The organism is Rhodopseudomonas sp. NSM (assembly GCF_052445935.1).
Lineage (GTDB): Bacteria > Pseudomonadota > Alphaproteobacteria > Rhizobiales > Xanthobacteraceae > Rhodopseudomonas.
Genome location: NZ_JBQTCH010000002.1, coordinates 351554 through 368636, shown reverse-complemented (window position 1 = coordinate 368636; position 17083 = coordinate 351554). Strand labels below are relative to the sequence as shown.

Genomic DNA, 17083 nt, shown 5'->3' with positions numbered 1-17083 from the left:
CGACGATCCAAGTGCCGACGAAGCTGCCGGGAGAATTCATGGCGTCCAATACCGAAGATCTGCAGACTGCGGCGCTGGCCTATCACCGGCTGCCGCGGCCCGGCAAACTCGAAGTGCATGCGTCGAAGCCGCTGGCCAACCAGCGCGACCTCGCGCTTGCCTACACGCCGGGCGTCGCCGCCGCCTGCAATGCGATCGCTGCCGATCCGGCGCAGGCCGCCTCGCTCACGGTGCGCGGCAATCTGGTCGCCGTGGTTACCAACGGCACTGCGGTGCTCGGCCTCGGCAACATCGGTCCGCTCGCAGCCAAGCCGGTGATGGAAGGCAAGGCGGTCCTGTTCAAGAAGTTCGCGGACATCAACGTGTTCGACATCGAGATCGCGGCCGACACCGTCGAGCGCGTGGTCGAGACGGTGGCGGCGCTGGAGCCGACCTTCGGCGGCATCAATCTCGAGGACATCAAGGGTCCAGAGTGTTTCGAGATCGAGGCGCAGCTCAAGGAGCGCATGAAGATCCCGGTGTTTCACGATGATCAGCACGGCACTGCGATCATCGTCGGCGCCGCGGTCAAGAACGCGCTGCTGCTGAAGGGCAAGGAGCTCAGCGAGATCAAGATCGTCACCGCCGGCGCCGGCGCCGCGGCCTTGGCCTGTCTGAACCTGCTGGTGTCGCTCGGCGCGCAGCGCAAGAACATCTGGGTCTGCGACCTCGAAGGCCTCGTCTACGAAGGCCGCAACGTTCTGATGGACCGCTGGAAAGAGGTCTATGCGCAGAAGACCGACAAGCGGACGCTCGCCGACGTGATCGGCGGCGCCGACGTATTTCTCGGTCTGTCCGGACCCAAGGTGCTGACCCCCGAGATGGTCAAGCAGATGGCCGACAAGCCACTGGTGATGGCGCTCGCCAATCCGACCCCGGAGATCATGCCGGACGAGGTCCGCAAGGCGCGTCCCGACGCGCTGATCTGCACCGGACGCTCGGACTTTCCGAACCAGGTCAACAACGTCCTGTGCTTCCCCTACATCTTCCGCGGCGCGCTCGATGTCGGCGCCACCGCGATCAATGAGGAGATGAAGATCGCCGCGGTCGATGCGATCGCCCAGCTCGCGCGCGATCCGCCGGCCGATCCGGTGGCGGGCAGCCTCGATACCGACGAGGTGCTCGGCTTCGGCGAGGGATCGCTGATCCCGAGTCCGTTCGATCCGCGGCTGATCCTGCGGATCGCGCCCGCGGTGGCCATGGCAGCGATGGATTCCGGCGTCGCGACCCGGCCGATCACCAGTTTCGACGATTACTACGCCCAGCTCGAGCGCTTCGCGTTCCGCTCCGGCCTGGTGATGAAGCCGCTGTTCGCCAAGGCGAAGACGCAGCCGGTGCGGGTGATCTACGCCGAGGGCGAGGACGAGCGCGTGCTGCACGCCGTGCAGGTGATCCTCGAGGAAAAGCTGGCGCGGCCGATCCTGGTCGGGCGGCCCTCGGTGGTCGAGGCGCGGATCAAGCGCTCCGGCCTGTCGATCAAGCCCGGCGAGGATTTCGACCTGGTCAATCCTCAGGACGATCCGCGCTACCGCTCCTATGTGCAGTCCTATATCGACATCGCCGGCCGCGCCGGTGTGACGCCGGCCGCGGCGCGCACGGTGGTGCGCACCAATTCGACCGTGATCGCTGCGCTCGCGGTGGCGCGCGGCGAGGCGGATGCGATGATCTGCGGCCTCGACGGCCGCTACATGAATCATCTGCGCCATGTGCGTGACGTGATCGGCTCGCTGCCCGGCGTCTCGGACTACGCGGCGCTGGCGCTGCTGATCACCAGCAAGGGCGCGATCTTCATCGCCGACACCCAGGTGCGGCCCAATCCCACCGCCGAAGAACTGGCCGAGGTGGCGGCGCTCGCCGCGGTCCACGTCCAGCGCTTCAACATCAAGCCGCGGATCGCCTTCCTGTCGCATTCGGATTTCGGCAGCTATCCGACCGACTCGTCGATCAAGATGCGGCGCGCCACGGCGATCCTCGCCGAGCGGCATCCGGAGATCGAGGCCGACGGCGAAATGCAGGGCGACACCGCGCTGTCGCAGAGCGCGCGCGAGCTGATCCTGCCGCATTCCCGGCTCGAGGCCGGCGCCAACGTGCTGATCATGCCGAATCTCGATACCGCCAACGTCGCCTACCAGATGATCAAGGTGCTGGGCGACGCCTTGCCGGTGGGACCGATCCTGATCGGACCGGCGCGGCCGGCGCACATCCTGACGCCGTCGGTGACCGCACGTGGCATTCTGAACATGACGGCCGTTGCGGTGGTCGAGGCGCAGGAACGGGCAGGGCGGACTCAGCGCACGCTGTTCGGCTGAGTGGAGTGTTCCGACGCTTTGACCGGCGCAAGCCGGTGTCACCCGGCTCGAAACGGGCTGGTCGTGGTGCGTAAGGCTGCGCGCCATCATTTGACCGTTTGAAAACCGTCAATCGACCCCTCATACTTGTCGCGCGTCTGCGCCGCTTTCGCCGTTGCCATTGGGGTCGAAAATGCCTGCCTTCATCGCTCTCGGGCGCTTCCTGTTCTCCGTGCTGTTCATCTTCTCCGGAGCCAACAAGCTGCTCGACATCGCTGCGACCACCCAGCTGACGCAGAAGATCGCCGTTCCGGAGATGCTGGCGACCTACACATCGCAGCTCGAGGGGCTGGCCGGCGGCATGCCGTTCGCGCAGATGCTGGCGATCGGGGCAGGCGTCACCGAACTGGTGTGCGGTCTGTTGATCGCGCTGAATTTCGGCGCGCGTTTCGGTTCGCTGGTGCTGATCCTTTTCGTTGCAGCGAAGATCTATTACTACCATGATTTCTGGAACATGGACGGCGTCGACGCGCAGAACAACATGATCCTCGCGCTGAAAAGCGTGTCGCTGATCGGCGGATTGTTCATCGTCGCCGGGATCGGCCGGGGGCCGCGAGCGGCCGAGTCGTCTCATCTCGACGTCTGAGAGTCTCGACGTCTGAGAGTCAGACGACCCGCCGCCAGGCAGTGACGCCGACATCATGATCGGCGTCGAGGACGATCCGCTCCGCGGGATGCAATCCATGGGTGGCGAGAAGCTGTTGCGGCGTCTGCGCGGGCACGCCGGGAAAGCACGGTTCGCCGCCGGGCAGGCGCACCCGGGGCGCTTCCGACAGCCAGAACGTATCGTAGCGATCAAAAAACATCGCGAACACGTCCGGCCCGCCGATGATGGCGACGACGCCGGACTGGACGCCGATGCGCGCGCGTGCCTGTTCGAACGATGCGCCTGCGGGATTCCAGCGCACCGCGTGGGGATTGGTTTCGTCGGGCGCAAGGCTCGCAATCTGCCGCGTCACCAGCAGCCGCTTGCGCTGCGGCGAGTTTGGCTGGTCCTCGAACGAATTGCGGCCGTGGACGATCAGCGCGGCGCGATCGAGCGCTTCCGAAAAGAAACGCTGGTCGCCCGGGAATTTCAGCGCGTCCGGCATCACGCCGCAGGCGTCCGCGAGATGGCCCTCGGCGGAGACGATCACGAAGCCTTCGATCCGTAGCGCCGGCGCGCCCGTCATCTGGTCTCCAGAGGACAACAGTTCAAGCGGTGTCCGATCACTCGGAGATGGTCTGGACGACGGAGCTCACCGGGCGGGAACTGACGGTCGGCAGCGCGTTGCTCTTGGCGAGTTCGTCGTCGTATTGCGCCATCGTCACCACCGGCGCCTTGGCTTTCATCTGCACGACCTTGTAGCCGCCTTCCTTCAGGCGCCGCAGCAATTCGGGCAGCGCCTCGGCGGTGCTCTTCTGGAAGTCGTGCATCAGGATGATGCCCTTGCCGAGCTTGTCAACCTTCTTCATCACGGTGTCGACGACCTGTTGCGGCTTGCGCGCCTTGAAGTCGAAGGAATCGAGATCGCAGGAGAACATCGCGACATTGCGGGTGCCGAGATAGGTGACCATTTCCGGCGGATGCCGCAGCGCAGGGAAGCGGAAGAACGGCGACGGCGCGGCGCCGAGCGCCCATTTCACGGCCGCAAAGCCCTTTTCGATCTCGTCCTTGCGCTGGTCCTCGGTCAACTTCTTGTTCGAGAGGTTGGCGTGCGACCAGGTATGCGAGCCGATGGTGTGCCCGGCCGCCGCGACCTGCTTGAGGATCTCCGGGTGATAGGTGGCGTGTTTGCCGATCGGGAAGAAGATCGCCTTGGTACAATGATCGGCCAGCGCCTTCAGCACCGCCGGCGTATTGCCCGGCCACGGGCCGTCGTCGAAGGTGAGCACGACTTCCTTGTCACGCAGGAAGTCGAGTTGCTTGAAGTGCTCGAATCCGAAACCCGGGCCGCCGGTGGTGTCGATCTCGACGACGCGGCCGACGCCGATCGCGTCCGGATTGGCACAGGCCTGTTTGGCGGGCGCGGGCGCGGGCGAGGGGGCAGGCGCCGGTGCAGCCTGTTGCGGTGCCGGCGGCGCAGCTGCGCCGGTGGCCTTCGGTGCTACCTGCGACCAGGCTCCTCCGATCGCACCCAATGAGATCGCGCTTGCGACCAGGAGACCCGTTGCTATCCGCATGTCGTTGTCCTTATGCCGTCGTCTGCCGCCAGCGCACATGAAACGGGCAAAAGCTCCGCATTTGACCCTGAAACTAGAGGCAGGAAAGCGGTCCGGGCAACGGTTATTCGACCTCGGCGCCGAGTTGCCCGCAGTTTCGAAGGACCGCCGGTGCCCAGCGGGCACGTCGCTCGGCGAGGCCCCGCGGGCGCGCGTCGGCACGTGGGCAGAGGACGAAGCTACCGATGGCTGATGATGAAATCGGTTCCCCGGCCGGTCTCGCCGCTAGCGGTGATGCCCTGATCGGAGACGATGAGCGATGCGCCGGTGGTGATCGCTTCGGTGATTCGCGCCATCGCCTCCGGGGGAATTGTCAGACGATCCAGCGCCGCGGCCGGGCCATCTGTTTCCAGCGATGCTTTCACCGGTGTCGGCAAGGCCTTCTTTGAATGGCGGGAATTGCTTTCATTGGCCCGGCGGGAGGCCGGCAGCGACACCACGGTCCAGCGGATGCCATCGTCCTTCGCCAGTTCGGCGGTGAAGACGTGCGTCCCGAGCGGGCGCTCGCCTGCCGCGATCTCGACCGGAACGTCGAACAGCGGGGTCATGTTCTGCCGGACGTAAAGCTTCTGGTCCTTGCCGCTGACGAACACGGCAATCTGGCCGCCGCCGCGCTTGGCTGCCGGCAATTCTGCGGCCGGCGTGGTCGCCGCATCGCCGGGGCGAGACTGATCCTTGTTCAGGTCCTTGCTCACGTCGCTGCTTTGGCTGGTGGCATCCGGCCCGCCGTCGACCTTATCCGCAGATTGAACGGATGGCGCTTCCGCATTGGAAGGAGATGCTTTTTCGCTCGCTTGCGGGTTCGATCCGGAAGCTGGTTTTTGCGCCGGGGGCGCAACCGAGGCGGTCGTCGCGGGATCGACGGCGCCCGGCCGGCTTTCGCTCGCTCCATCCTTGGCAACAGCTGCGGTCTGCTCTGCGGCGTCGTCGCTGGCATTCGTGTCCGCCATCACCTCGGCATGCGCCTCGGCGTTGGCCGGGCCCAGCGCGGGCGCTGGCTCTGTCGCGGCGGTCGTCTGCGCGCGTGAGTCGGACATAACGAGCACCGCGCTGCGGTCCGCGGCACTGGCGTCGGCGGTCTTCACCGGCCGGGGGTCATCGAGCAGGATGCCGGCGCGCAGTTCCGGATGCAGACCGGCGGCCGGGGCGCCGGCCGGCTCGGCCGCAGCGGCCTTGTCGGATTTCGACGAGGTGCTCGGCTTCTGCGGATCGGACGCCATCGGCGCGTCGAGCGGCGCCGTGCGCCTGGTCGCCAGCAAAGCGTGGGTGAAATTGGTCGGCGTGATGTCGCCGGGCGTGACGATCACGCGGGCGCCCATCCTGGTCCAGCCCCACATCTTTATGGCGAACGAATTCGGCATGCGGATGCAGCCGTGCGATGCCGGGTAGCCCGGGATCGCACCGGCATGAAGCGCAATTCCCGACCAGGTGATGCGCTGCATGTAAGGCATCGGCGCGCCGCTGTAGATGTTGGAGCGGTGCCATTTGTTTTTCTGGATGACGCTGAACACGCCCATCGGCGTGGAATGGCCGCGCATCCCGGTCGACACCGGCGTCTCCGCAAAGAAACCATTGGCATCATAGACGCGAAGCTTCTGCTGATCGATCGAGATCGAGATCACCAGCGGCCCCCGGGGTTTGGCCGTCGGCTTTTCGAGCAGCTTCTGCTGCCGCGTGTCGAGACGAGGTTGCTTCCTTTGATACCGCTTGGGCGCGGGCTGCGCCGGGATATAGACCGCATCGTCGTTCTCGGGCCACCACCAGCTCGTGGCATGAGCCTCGGAGGACAGCGCGAAGATGCCGGCCGCCGTCAGGATCCCCGCGCGCCATGCGGCTCTGGAGAGCAATCCGGGGACGAGACCATTCTGAGCGGCTCGCGGTGCATTTCGGCGCGAGATTGAAGATTGTTCCAGGCGCACGCGGTGGGTCCTCGAATCTCTTGGGCGATCTCGGAAGCGATCTCAGATAAGTGTCGCAGCCGCGAACCGTTCACCAGCATCGCTCACGGTATTCCCGCGCAGTTGATTCAAGCCTAACAAAAAAGCCTCACAGGAGGTTAAACGAGAGTCGAAGGACGCCAGCATCTTCCGCAACGGTGCGTCGCCCCCCACATGGCTGGCAGCCTGCTTACGGAGACTCCGATGAGACCTCGCCACTTCACGTCGCTTGTGACCCGCCTGACATGCGCCGCCCTTGCCGCGGCCGTGACCACTCTGGCATCCGTGCCGGCCAGCGCCGCGGAAGATCCCGATCTGATCTTCCGTCGCTCGACGGTGTTCAAGCTGCTCAGCCCCAACGACAAGCTGGCCACCTACGGCATCGACGACCCGGAGATCCAGGGCGTTGCCTGTCACTTCACCGTGCCGGAGCGGGGCGGATTCAAGGGATGGCTCGGCCTGGCCGACGAAGTCTCCGACATTTCGCTGGCATGCCGCCAGATCGGTCCGATCCGGTTCAAGGAGAAACTCGAACAGGGCGACGACATGTTCAGCAAGCGGCGCTCGATGTTCTTCAAGAAGATGCAGATCGTTCGCGGCTGCGACGCCAAGCGCAACGTGCTGGTGTACATGGTCTACTCGGACCGGCTGGTCGAGGGCTCGCCGAAGAACTCGACGTCGTCGGTGCCGATCATGCCGTGGGGTGCCGCTGATCCCGCCGTTCAGAAGTGCGGCGAATTTTTCAAGTAGGCGCTTTCCCGGGTCATCTTGCAGAGCGATGCGTTCATTGGCCGGCGGAGCGGCAGGTTGCTGTCGCTCCGCTTGTCGTTGATCAGCTGGATGGCGTCGGGAGCGGGCGGATCGCCGCCGCCGTCCGCGACGGATCCCGGTAGCCCACCAACCGGACCAGGCCCTGCGGAATGGACTGCGTTGCCGGGTGGCCCAACAGGTTCTGCAACGGCATTTCTCCCGGCGACCCGACATTGCGGATCTTGGTGACAGCAGCAGCGATACGACCCGCAACGGGCTGTTCGCCGGCTGTTGTCACGTTCGGCACGCGCGCATTGGTTTTCATCTGCGCTCCTCCACTAAGCCTGGTTAACGCGCATCGCCCGGAATTGTTGCGGTCCGTCGCCGGGCGTCGATGCGGTGATGTCTGGGGTCTGTCGCCTCGAGCCGCGCATTCGCGTGAGATCGGCCCGGGCAGGTCGTCGTGCCGGTCAGCACCGTGGTGCTTCGACACGCTGTCAGCGCTTCTGTATCGACTGGCGCTGTTCGTACCAAGTGCTCGATAAAAACTAGTTTAATACAATCTGCACATCGGGGAAGCCGCCGCACATCGGGCAAACCGACCGTCTGCGCCAGCCGCTGCGCATCGTGACGATGGCCGGTGCGAGCTACGCACTAGTCGCTGCGGATGACAATTTGATGTCGGCGGCCGCTGCTTTTTGCGGCAAAGCGGCTGCGGGGCGGCATACCGGACGGGGAACTTCCGACAAGTCGGAGCCTGCCTTTGTGTTTCGTCGCCACGCCCGCGACGAAACATTCCGGCCGCCGACGAAACCATTTTGCGGCTCGAACGCAGACATCCGGAAACCGGCTTTGGTTATCAAGCTCTCAACAAAATGACGGCGTTTGCCGCCGAAGTCCCCGGAGACACCTCGATGCGAACCCTGAGTCTCATCCTCGCTTTTGCCTTCGTCGTGGCCGGACCGTCGGTTGCGGGCAGTTCGGAAACCGGGCTGCCGGGCGCCGGGGTCTTCTCCTTTATCGGCTGCGGCCTCGGTTCGTCCGATGCTGGCTCGCCGGTCGCGCAGGCTGCGGCGCCCATGCTCGTGGCGGCCAGGTGAGATCGTCGACGTGATGCAGTCTCGTACCGGCCGCTTGCCGCTGGTCTGCGGCATCGCCGCGGTCGTGCTCGGTGTGTCGCTGCTCGCCGGGACCAGCGCGAAAGCGCAGGCCCGCTCGCTGCTGAATGTCCAGGATCCGCGGATCGAATTCATCCGCCAGTGCACCGCGCATATGGCCGGGCGCTGGACGCATCCGGCCGCTGTCTGCAGTTGTCTGCACGATCATGCCGCCGCAGCGGTGCCGGACAACGATCTGCGCGAGGCGCTGTTGCGCGGCATGCGCGAGAGCGGCGTGCCGACGATCCAGAGCGAATGGGTGCCCGCGGCCAAGCAGTCGCAGATCAGCGCGACCTTCACGCTGATCGCGAAGCCGGCGCTGCAATGCATGTTCGATCCGGCCGACTAGCCGACGATCACGACAGTTCGGTCTCCGAAGCCGCCGACCTAACGCCGCTGCAGCCGCGGAACGCATTTGCGCGTCCGGGTCACGCCCGCCGTGGTGAGCGTGGCGCCCATGACTTCCTTGATCTGCCCGTTGGGGCACGAACCGTCGTCGACGTGAATCTTTTGGCCGAGGCGCAAATCGATGATGTCCTGCTCGCGCGACACCTGCTGCTGCGCGGCCGCCGGCGCGGCGAGCGCCAGCAGCGTGACGGCGCTCGTCAGCATCATCGCGAAACGAAGCGGTCGGACTTCACCAGCGTCGGACATCTGATCTCCCTTATGCGCCGAACGCAACGATGGCTTGATTCGGACGCCCGGCCAAACTGTCTGCAAATTTCGGCAATCTGTGGTTTGATCCCGGCCGCCGGATCAATCAACAACAACGGAGCAGCCGCCGCATGAGCGTGTCCGACCTTCAACGCCGAATTCTCGATGCTGTCGATGCCGGCTTCGACGCACAACTGGCCACCACGCGCGATTTCGTCGCGATCCCGAGTACGCGAGGCGCCGAAGGCCCGTGTCAGGACATGATCGCCGATCTGTTGCGGCAACGCGGCTACGAGGTCGACGACTGGCACATCGACGTCGACGATCTCAAGGACCTGCGCGGCTTCGGTCCGATCGAGCATGATTTCTCCAAAGCGCGCACCGTGGTCGGCACCTATCGCCCCGCCAACAATCAGGGCCGCTCGCTGATCCTGCAGGGGCATTGCGACGTCGTTCCGGCCGGGCCGCTGGAGATGTGGGCCACGCCGCCATTCTCGCCGGTGGTCAAGGACGGCCGGATGTACGGCCGCGGCGCCTGCGACATGAAGTCGGGCACGATCGGCGCGCTCTACGCGCTCGACGCAATCAAGGCCGCGGGACTGACGCCGACGGGGCGGATTCACTTTCAGTCGGTGATCGAGGAGGAGAGCACCGGCGTCGGCGCGTTGTCGACGCTGCAACGGGGCTATCGCGCCGACTGCTGCTTCATTCCGGAGCCGACCGATGGAAAGATGGTGCGCTCGCAGGTCGGCGTGATCTGGTTTCGTCTGAAGGTGCGTGGATTTCCAGTGCACGTGTTCGAAGCGGGCTCCGGCTCCAACGCGATCACCGCGGCCTATCATCTGATCCATGCGCTCGAGAAGCTCGAGGAGGACTGGAACAAGCGCGCCGCGAGCGACCCTCACTTCAAGGGCGTGGTGCATCCGATCAACTTCAACCCCGGCATCATCAAGGGCGGCGACTGGGCGTCCAGCGTGCCGGCCTGGTGCGACGTCGACTGCCGCATCGCGATCCTGCCGGGCTGGTCGGTCGCCGATCATCAGGCCGAGATCCTCGCCTGCGTCGCCGCCGCAGCGCGCGATCATCGCTTCCTGTCGAACAATCCGCCGCAGGTGGAATGGTCGGGCTTTCTGTCGGAAGGTTATGAGCTGAAGGACTCCGCGGAGCCGGAGGCCGCGTTCGGCAAGGCCTATGACGCCGTCTATGGCGGGGCGACGCCGGATCTGGTGTTCACCGCGCTGACCGATACGCGGTTCTACGGGTTGAACTACAACATTCCGAGCCTGTGCTTCGGCGCCAGCGGCGCGGCGATGCACGGCTTCAACGAATACGTCGATCTCGACTCTCTGCGGCAATCCACCAAGGCGACCGCGCTGTTCATCGCCGAGTGGTGCGGCGTCGAGCCGGGCTAGCGCATGACCTGACAGGTAATTGCGTTCGGCGGATCGTCATGCACGATCCGTCGGACGTTTCAAGACGCACACGAGCACGCGCCGCCATTCGGCGAGAACGCGGGCCGCAAGGAGGGATGATGACGCCGCTCGAACTGATCAATTCGCGACCGCTGCCGTTTGCAGCTTTGATGGGTGTCAGTTTCACCGAGGCCGGTCCCGATCGGGTGGTGGCCACCATGCTGGTGCGCCCGGATCTGTGCACGCTCGGCGATGCGATCCACGGCGGGGCAGTCATGGCGCTGGCGGATACGGTCGGCGCCGCGGCCACCTTCGTCAATCTGCCGGCTGACGCCAAGGGCACCACCACGCTGGAGAGCAAGACCAATTTTATCGCCGCCGCCAAGGCCGGAACCTCCGTTCGGGCGATTGCGACGCCGGTGCATCGGGGGCGACGGACCCAGGTCTGGCAGACCCGGATAGAGACCGAGGAGGGGCGGCTGGTGGCGATGATCACCCAAACGCAAATGGTGCTTTAATACCGATTTCGGCGGAATTGGAACTCCGTATGATCCCTAGAGTGCGGTGCAGCAACACCGCCTGCGGGGCTCGATTTGCGCTCGCTCAAGGTTTGTTAAGCGACTTGGATTTATGCAGTTTTTGCGAAGTTCGATGGCAGTGCGCCAGTCGTTTCCCTGGCGTGCCCGCCATTTGATCTTGAAATTAATTGTGCGTCGCACAATATACTTTCGGTCTAGGGAATCGAACGCCTCCTTGAGGGTCGTCCCCAAAGGAGATGTGAATCTATGTACGACGCACTCATCGCCGATCTCACCGGGTCGAAAGGGACGATCAGGTCGCTGATCAACCAGGAACTGCCGCTGCTCCGCGACCACATGTTGCGGCTGGACGCCGAGAGCCGGCGTGACCGGTTCAACGGCTATGCCGACGAGGGTTTCATCGACCGCTACGCAATGAAGTGTGGCGGCGACGGCACCATCATCATCGCCTATTTCGCCGAGGACGGCATGGTCCATGCGGCGGCCGAATTGCACCAGCCCGACTTGTCGACCGACTCCCTGCCCGAGATCGCGTTCAGCGTCGAGGCCCATCTCCGGCGCAAGGGGATCGGCAGCATCCTGTTCAAGCAGTTGATGGAGGTGGCGCGGTCGCTCGGCTACGAGAATCTGCGCATCACCACCGGATCGCAGAATCAGGCGATGCGGGCGCTGGCCAACAAGTTCGGCGCCCACCTGACTTTCCGGCAGGGCGAGTCGACCGGTACGATCGATCTCAAGCAGGAAGCGGCGCCCGGCAGCCAGCCGACGATCGAAATTCCGGCCGGCGCCGCGAGCGCGCTGATCGACTTCAATCAGGCGTGCTGGAATCTGTTTCTCAGAATGTCGGGCATCAACCGCGCCGCCTGAGTTTGGTGGATGATCCTGGAATTCCGACGCCGACAGCGAATCTGAAAATGCCAACGCCGCGTGCTGATGCCCGCGGCGTTGTTTGATTCAGCGGCTATTCAAGAAGCAGACGTGGACGGGCGTCCGGCGCGTAGTCCGCGGCTCAGACGCGCTTGTCGTTGCCGATCACCCGGCGCGAGACACGCCGCTCGACGACCACCGAGCGCTGGCTGCCTTGTTCGCCGGTGATCACCCGGGTGGTGCGTGCCGCGGCACGGCCGGCCTTGCGGACTTCGCTCTGCACCTGTTCGACCGGCAGCCCCATCAGCGACGCGGCAATCTCGGCCTGCGATTCCAGATCGTCGGTGATACCCATGGCGGCAAAAATCGCTTCCTCCAGCGTGGGAGGATCTCGCCGCACGCGGCGCACGCCGTACTTCGTATTCCAGTCTTCGCTCATCGACCGCCCCGGGTTTGTTGGGGAATACCTAGTTGAGCCGATGCTGCAATGCAATATTGAATCGGCAACGCGCGTGCGACCTTGGTCGATACCAACCGCGAACCGATTGCGGCAGATCAATCAATCCAATGTTCATGGCAGCCCTGCGTCTTTTTCGAACGGCGGGGCTGCGTCACGCCGTCGCCGCTACGTTCGGAAGATCGTGAAGCCGAGGATCAGCAGAACGATGAAGATGACTGCGAAGATGTAGAACAGAATGCGGGCCAGATCGGCGGAAGCGGCGGAGATTCCGGTGAAGCCGAAGACGCCGGCGATGACCGAGATCACCAGAAAAATCAGGGCCCATTTCAGAATCGTCATTGCTGTCGTCCCCTTTGAAGCATGCGGTCTGAACGAGGAACTCCAGCCTTGGTTCCCGCAGACCGGGATGATGCTATTGTCGGACCGACATCATGTTGGGGGCGACCCGTTCTTTTGTTATCCGGGGGACGGGAATTGCCGGGCGCCGCGGGCAGGGCTGATGTTGGCGGCGACGAACGGGCGGAGCGATGGGCTAATGGGACCACAGCAGCGGCGACGAACGAAACCGGGGCGCAAGGGGATCATGAAGCCGATGACGAGGCGTGCAGGGGGCGTGCGCTGGATTGCCGGGGGGATCGCCGGCGGCATTTTTGCGACTTTGCTGCTGTCCGGCGCCGCCACGCCGGCGCGGGCGCAATCCGCCGACCTGGTGCTGTGCGACCGGATCGCGGCCGATCCGGCCGATCCGGACAAGCCCGCAGGCGTCAAAGGAGTCGCCGAGATCGCGCCGGCCGACGTCGAGACCGCGATCAGATATTGCCGCACCGCCGCCGCCGGTTCGCGTCGCGCGATCTATGCGCTCGGCCGGGCCTATGCGGCCAACAAGCAGCTGGCGGAGGCGATCGCCGCGTTCCGGAAGGCGGCCGACAAGGGCAGCACGTCGGCAATGGTGGAACTCGGGGTCGCCTATGCGACCGGAGCCGGCGTTGCCAGAGACGACGCCAAGGCCCGGCAATTGTTCGAGCGCGCAGCCGAGGCCGGCAACCCGCGCGGCGTCAGCAATCTCGCGGCGCTCGGCGGCGGGACGCCGTCCGATCCCGGCAAGACCCGCGCCTTGCTGTCCAAGGGGGCGGAAACCAACGCCGAGGCGCAATACCAGCTCGGCATGATGCTGGCGGAGGGACTGGGCGGCCCGAAGGACGACGTCGCCGCGCGTGCGTTATTCGAGAAAGCGGCAGCCCAGGGTCATCCGGCTGCGCTCGAGCGGATGGGCGCATTTGCGCAGAGCGGACGCGGCGGCCCGAAGGATTCGGCCGCTGCGAAGGGTTTCTACGAAAAGGCCGCCGCGCTCGGCAACGCCGACGCCGCCGCGGCGTTGAAGCGGGCGGATTGCCCGTTCGTGATCAAGGACAAGCAGGGAAGGCTTGTGACCAACCTGTGTTTCTGAGCCTCCTGCTCAATTCTGCCTGCGCAATTCTGCCTCACGCAGAAATCTTGTATCGAATCGATGATTGGATCAGGGCTGGAAGCGGTCGGCGAAGTCAGCTGTCTGATCCAGGTCAACAACGGGGCGTTGCCGATATGAACAGAAGCATAGATGCCGGCCGTTCGGTTCGGGCTGCGTGCCATTGGTCCCGGGTCGGCATCGGTCTGCACCCTGCGGTTTTCGTCCTGGCGGGCCGATCGACGTGGGGCAGGGGTCGCGCATGAGCCGGCACAAGAACAGCGTCGGGCTGCTGGTCAGCGCGATCGGCGTGGTCTATGGCGACATCGGCACCAGTCCGCTCTACGCCATGAAGGAGACCTTCGCGGGCCATCATCCGATCCCGGTGACGCCGGAGAATATCTTCGGCGTGTTGTCGCTGGTGTTCTGGACGGTGATGCTGCTGGTCACGGTGAAATACGTGATCGTCATCATGCGTGCCGACAATCACGGCGAGGGCGGCAGTCTCGCGCTGCTGGCGCTGGTGACGGAACTGACGCGCGGGCGGCGCGTGCACTACCCGTTGATGCTGCTGGGCGTGATCGCCGCGGCGCTGTTCTACGGCGACAGCATGATCACGCCGGCGATCTCGGTGCTCAGCGCGGTCGAGGGGCTCGAAGTCGTCGCGCCCGATCTGAAAGCCTATGTGGTGCCGATCACCGCGGTGGTGCTGACCGGGCTGTTCGCGATCCAGTCCCGCGGCACCGGGCTGGTCGGCCGCCTGTTCGGCCCGGTGATGTGCATGTGGTTCGTCACGCTGGCGCTGCTCGGCATCGTCAACATCGTCCGCGCGCCGGAAGTGCTCGAGGCGATCAGCCCGACCTTCGCCATCGAATTCGTCATCCGCCATCCGCTGATGAGTTTCTATGCGCTCGGCACCGTGGTGCTGGCCGTCACCGGCGGCGAGGCGCTGTATACCGATATGGGCCATTTCGGCCGGTTTCCGATCCGCCTGGCGTGGTTCGGCATGGTGCTGCCGGCGCTGCTGCTGAATTATTTCGGCCAGGGCGCGCTGCTGATCGCCGATCCGTCGGCGATCCAGAATCCGTTCTTCCGGATGGGGCCGGAATGGATGGTGATGCCGATGGTCGCACTCGCGACATTCGCCACCGTGATCGCCTCGCAGGCGGTGATCTCCGGCGCCTTCTCGGTGGCGCGGCAGGCGATCCAGCTCGGCCTGCTGCCGCGGATGACGATCGTTCACACCTCGGGCGAGGAGGCGGGCCAGATCTACGTGCCGTTCACCAACTGGACTTTGTACTTCGCGGTGATGGCGCTGGTGATCGGCTTCCAGTCGTCGAGCAATCTGGCGGCGGCCTATGGCATCGCCGTCACCGGCACGATGATGATCGACACCATTCTGGTGTCGTTCGTGATGGCGCTGCTGTGGCGCTGGAACATGGCGCTGGTGATCACGGTGGCGGGCACGCTGCTGCTGGTCGACTTCGCCTACTTCGCGGCCAACATCATCAAGGTGGCGCAGGGCGGCTGGTTCCCGCTGTTCATCGGCTTCATCTCGTTCACCGTGCTGACGACATGGCGGCGCGGCCGCGCGCTGGTACGCAAGCAGCTCAAGAAGCAGGCGGTGCCGCTCGACGTCGTGCTGCGCGCGCTCGGCCCCAACGTGTCGCGGGCCCGCGGCACCGCGGTGTTCCTGACCGCCGCGACCGACGGCGTGCCGCCGGCGCTGCTGCACAACCTCAAGCACAACCAGACCGTCCATCAGCGCGTCGTGCTGGCGACCGTGACCACTGCGGAGACGCCCTATGTGCCCGACTCGGAGCGCGTGCACATGACCGATATCGGCGACGGTTTCCATCGCCTGATCATCCGCTACGGCTTCATGCAGACTCCCGACATTCCGGCGGCGCTGACGCTGTGCAAGCAGTTCGGGCACGAGTTCAACATGATGTCGACCTCGTTCTTCCTCAGCCGCGAGACCTTCGTGCCGAGCCTCAATCCCGGCATGGCGCTGTGGCGCGAGCGATTGTTCACCTTCATGACGCTGAACGCGACGCGGGCGACGACCTTCTTCAAGATCCCGACCGATCGCGTCGTCGAACTCGGCACCCAGCTCGAAATCTGATCGCGGCCTTACGACGCGCCGACGAAAGGGAGGCGACGCGCAGGTGCTGCGCGTTGCTTTGCTCGGCGCTCAGGCCAGCCCGAGCGCGAAGGCCAGCGTGCCGATCGCGGCGTGCGAGACGATCAGCGGCCAGATGTTCCGCATCCACAGATAGGCCACGCCCCACACCACGCCGAGCAGGAAGGTGTTGAGCAGCAGCGCCGGGTCGCCGTAGCAGAGGTGGATCAGCGAGAACATCGCCGCCGAATACATCACATAGACCCAGCCGCCGCGCGACAGCTTGTCGGTGATCAGTTTCGGGATCGAGCGGCACACCACTTCCTGACACGGACTCGACACCAGGACGTAGAACGGCGCGAAGCTCAGCCACGCCGGCGGTTTGGCCTCGAAGGCGAAGAATTGCGTCTGCAGCAACATCACCACCGCGATGGCGAGCGTGACCGCCGCGCAGCCGAGCCAATGACTCCATTGATGCGGCTTGCCGAAGCCCAACTCCGCGAAGGACACGCCGGCCCACAGGCACAGGCCGATGCACACGCCCGAGACCAGCAGCAACGCGTGGATCCGGTAGGAGAAGGGAAGCAGATCGAGCTGGATTGCGATGCCGGGACCGGCGAGCAGCAGCGCAAGGCCGGCGAACGGCGCGAGCCGCCAGCTCTGCGAGCGGGCGGGGAGGTCGGCCGGGCTCGAGTCGATCTGTCGCAAATCCGTCATCCAGCAATCACACGGCATTCGCCGCGCACATGCCAGTCACAACTGCGCCAGTGAAAAATGTTCCGCTGAGCGCCGGTCAGCGCCGGCTGCTGCTGCCGACTCCGACGCCGATCCCGCCGCCGAGCCTGACGCAGGTCGCGCTGCCTTCGACCTGGACGAAGCCCGGACCGAATGCGGCGCAGGGATTGCTCGTGGTCTGCTTCGGTGCGGGTGCCGGAAGCGGCTTCGCAGGGCGCTCCGACCCTTGCGACGACCCTTGCGACGACCCTTGCGACTTACCCTGGGACAATGCTGGCGCCATCGCGGCGAGAGGCGAGGCGGCGACGACAAAGGCGATCAGCAACGTTCTCATGGCGTCTGAATATCGCAGAAACCTCGCGGCTTCCACCTGCGCCTCGCGGTCGGGGACGGTTCCGGTTCCGCCGCAAACAAGCC

At 65.0% G+C, this 17083-nt stretch carries 19 protein-coding genes; 10 read left to right on the top strand and 9 right to left on the bottom strand.

Going from position 1 to position 17083, the window contains the following annotated elements; genetic code table 11:
* Window positions 1-38: 38 nt before the first annotated feature.
* Window positions 39-2348: an NADP-dependent malic enzyme gene (locus ACTZWT_RS05990; RefSeq protein ID WP_444768784.1), complete on the top strand. Its 2310-nt coding sequence runs from the start codon at window positions 39-41 to the stop codon at window positions 2346-2348.
* A gap of 172 nt (window positions 2349-2520) precedes the next feature.
* Entirely contained in the window at window positions 2521-2973 is a 453-nt protein-coding gene (locus tag ACTZWT_RS05985; protein WP_444768783.1) for a DoxX family protein, read from the top strand.
* A 19-nt stretch (window positions 2974-2992) separates the two neighbouring features.
* Here ACTZWT_RS05985 and ACTZWT_RS05980 read toward each other — a convergent pair whose 3' ends face one another.
* The 3 genes from ACTZWT_RS05980 to ACTZWT_RS05970 all read right to left on the bottom strand — a co-directional run bounded on the left by ACTZWT_RS05980 (window position 2993) and on the right by ACTZWT_RS05970 (window position 6508).
* On the bottom strand, window positions 2993-3559 hold the full coding sequence (locus ACTZWT_RS05980) for a dihydrofolate reductase (protein ID WP_444768782.1): 567 nt from the start codon (window positions 3557-3559) through the stop codon (window positions 2993-2995).
* A gap of 37 nt (window positions 3560-3596) precedes the next feature.
* Window positions 3597-4550: a polysaccharide deacetylase family protein gene (locus ACTZWT_RS05975; RefSeq protein ID WP_444768781.1), complete on the bottom strand. Its 954-nt coding sequence runs from the start codon at window positions 4548-4550 to the stop codon at window positions 3597-3599.
* Between the two features lie 218 nt (window positions 4551-4768).
* Window positions 4769-6508, bottom strand: a complete 1740-nt coding sequence (locus ACTZWT_RS05970; RefSeq protein WP_444768780.1) for a L,D-transpeptidase family protein — start codon at window positions 6506-6508, stop codon at window positions 4769-4771.
* Window positions 6509-6730: 222 nt separating this feature from the next.
* On the opposite strand from ACTZWT_RS05970, the gene ACTZWT_RS05965 reads away from it, so the two are divergent.
* Window positions 6731-7276 carry a CreA family protein gene (locus tag ACTZWT_RS05965; RefSeq protein WP_444768779.1) on the top strand — a complete coding sequence of 182 codons (546 nt, stop codon included), beginning with the start codon at window positions 6731-6733 and terminating at the stop codon, window positions 7274-7276.
* 82 nt (window positions 7277-7358) lie between these two features.
* Here ACTZWT_RS05965 and ACTZWT_RS05960 read toward each other — a convergent pair whose 3' ends face one another.
* The gene (locus ACTZWT_RS05960) at window positions 7359-7601 is read right to left on the bottom strand and encodes a hypothetical protein (protein ID WP_444768778.1); all 243 of its coding nucleotides are present in this window, start codon (window positions 7599-7601) and stop codon (window positions 7359-7361) included.
* A 493-nt stretch (window positions 7602-8094) separates the two neighbouring features.
* On the opposite strand from ACTZWT_RS05960, the gene ACTZWT_RS05955 reads away from it, so the two are divergent.
* Together ACTZWT_RS05955 and ACTZWT_RS05950 are read left to right on the top strand one after the other, a co-directional pair.
* A complete protein-coding gene (locus ACTZWT_RS05955; protein WP_444768777.1) occupies window positions 8095-8376 on the top strand; it encodes a hypothetical protein in 282 nt (93 codons plus the stop codon).
* Between the two features lie 13 nt (window positions 8377-8389).
* Window positions 8390-8782 carry a hypothetical protein gene (locus ACTZWT_RS05950; RefSeq protein ID WP_444768776.1) on the top strand — a complete coding sequence of 131 codons (393 nt, stop codon included), beginning with the start codon at window positions 8390-8392 and terminating at the stop codon, window positions 8780-8782.
* 38 nt (window positions 8783-8820) lie between these two features.
* Here the strand turns inward: ACTZWT_RS05950 and ACTZWT_RS05945 are convergent, their stop codons facing one another.
* A complete protein-coding gene (locus ACTZWT_RS05945) occupies window positions 8821-9087 on the bottom strand; it encodes a DUF6719 family protein (protein WP_444768775.1) in 267 nt (88 codons plus the stop codon).
* A gap of 131 nt (window positions 9088-9218) precedes the next feature.
* On the opposite strand from ACTZWT_RS05945, the gene ACTZWT_RS05940 reads away from it, so the two are divergent.
* The 3 genes from ACTZWT_RS05940 to ACTZWT_RS05930 all read left to right on the top strand — a co-directional run bounded on the left by ACTZWT_RS05940 (window position 9219) and on the right by ACTZWT_RS05930 (window position 11905).
* A complete protein-coding gene (locus ACTZWT_RS05940) occupies window positions 9219-10499 on the top strand; it encodes an ArgE/DapE family deacylase (protein ID WP_444768774.1) in 1281 nt (426 codons plus the stop codon).
* 119 nt (window positions 10500-10618) lie between these two features.
* Complete coding sequence (locus tag ACTZWT_RS05935) at window positions 10619-11017, top strand: PaaI family thioesterase (protein ID WP_444768773.1); 399 nt, start codon at window positions 10619-10621, stop codon at window positions 11015-11017.
* 267 nt (window positions 11018-11284) lie between these two features.
* The gene (locus ACTZWT_RS05930) at window positions 11285-11905 is read left to right on the top strand and encodes a GNAT family N-acetyltransferase (protein ID WP_444768772.1); all 621 of its coding nucleotides are present in this window, start codon (window positions 11285-11287) and stop codon (window positions 11903-11905) included.
* Window positions 11906-12047: 142 nt separating this feature from the next.
* Here the strand turns inward: ACTZWT_RS05930 and ACTZWT_RS05925 are convergent, their stop codons facing one another.
* The gene (locus ACTZWT_RS05925; protein WP_011441399.1) at window positions 12048-12344 is read right to left on the bottom strand and encodes a hypothetical protein; all 297 of its coding nucleotides are present in this window, start codon (window positions 12342-12344) and stop codon (window positions 12048-12050) included.
* A gap of 186 nt (window positions 12345-12530) precedes the next feature.
* Window positions 12531-12704 (bottom strand): DUF1328 domain-containing protein, encoded by a 174-nt coding sequence (locus tag ACTZWT_RS05920; protein WP_444768771.1) that lies wholly within the window; start codon window positions 12702-12704, stop codon window positions 12531-12533.
* Window positions 12705-12957: 253 nt separating this feature from the next.
* On the opposite strand from ACTZWT_RS05920, the gene ACTZWT_RS05915 reads away from it, so the two are divergent.
* Entirely contained in the window at window positions 12958-13812 is an 855-nt protein-coding gene (locus ACTZWT_RS05915; RefSeq protein ID WP_444769212.1) for a tetratricopeptide repeat protein, read from the top strand.
* A 259-nt stretch (window positions 13813-14071) separates the two neighbouring features.
* Window positions 14072-15934, top strand: a complete 1863-nt coding sequence (locus ACTZWT_RS05910; RefSeq protein ID WP_444768770.1) for a potassium transporter Kup — start codon at window positions 14072-14074, stop codon at window positions 15932-15934.
* 69 nt (window positions 15935-16003) lie between these two features.
* Here ACTZWT_RS05910 and ACTZWT_RS05905 read toward each other — a convergent pair whose 3' ends face one another.
* Together ACTZWT_RS05905 and ACTZWT_RS05900 are read right to left on the bottom strand one after the other, a co-directional pair.
* Window positions 16004-16648 (bottom strand): lysostaphin resistance A-like protein, encoded by a 645-nt coding sequence (locus ACTZWT_RS05905; RefSeq protein WP_444768769.1) that lies wholly within the window; start codon window positions 16646-16648, stop codon window positions 16004-16006.
* A 76-nt stretch (window positions 16649-16724) separates the two neighbouring features.
* Window positions 16725-17000 (bottom strand): hypothetical protein, encoded by a 276-nt coding sequence (locus ACTZWT_RS05900; protein WP_444768768.1) that lies wholly within the window; start codon window positions 16998-17000, stop codon window positions 16725-16727.
* Between the last annotated feature and the right edge of the window lie 83 nt (window positions 17001-17083).